General features: G+C 30.2%; 1 pseudogene. It reads right to left on the bottom strand.

From position 1 onward, the window contains the following. Positions 1-559 (bottom strand): annotated as a pseudogene (locus HMPREF0077_RS10090) (VirB4-like conjugal transfer ATPase, CD1110 family); the annotation flags it as partial.

The raw sequence follows: 559 nt of genomic DNA, 5'->3' as shown, positions 1-559 counted from the left end.
AGTTAAACCTGTTGGAATACCTCCCCATTTTCTAAATCTCTTCCAAATTTCTATGGAATATGAGGCTGTTTGTTCTTCTCTTAAAAGCAAATGGAATTCGTCACAGTAATATCTGGTTTCCTTCTTATTTCTATTAATAGTTACTCTATTCCACACTTGATCTTGAACAATTAACATACCTATTTTTCTAAGTTGCTTTCCTAATTCCTTAATGTCATAACAAAGAATTCTATTTCCTGTATCTACATTAGTCCTATGATTAAATACATTAAGACTACCTTTGACATAAATTTCCATTTCTACCGCTAATTTTTTCCCTACATTTTCTTCTTGTTTTAAAAGTAAATTATATAAATCTTCTAAAATTGGCATATTTTCAGAAATTGGATTGTCGAAGTAATCCTTATATAATATTGGAAGACATCTATCAATTACTGAAGTTTCTTCTGCACTTAATCCTTCCTTTCCTACTACAAGTTCAAACAGTGAAAGAATAAAATCAGACTTTAAAGATAAGGGATTGTCTTCATCGGCATAGTCTACATTTATATCCAACGGG

Source organism: Anaerococcus tetradius ATCC 35098, assembly GCF_000159095.1.
In the GTDB taxonomy this organism is placed as follows: Bacteria; Bacillota; Clostridia; order Tissierellales; family Peptoniphilaceae; genus Anaerococcus; species Anaerococcus tetradius.
The sequence above is the reverse complement of the archived record's forward strand: the minus strand, read 5'-3'. Positions and strand labels throughout refer to the sequence as shown.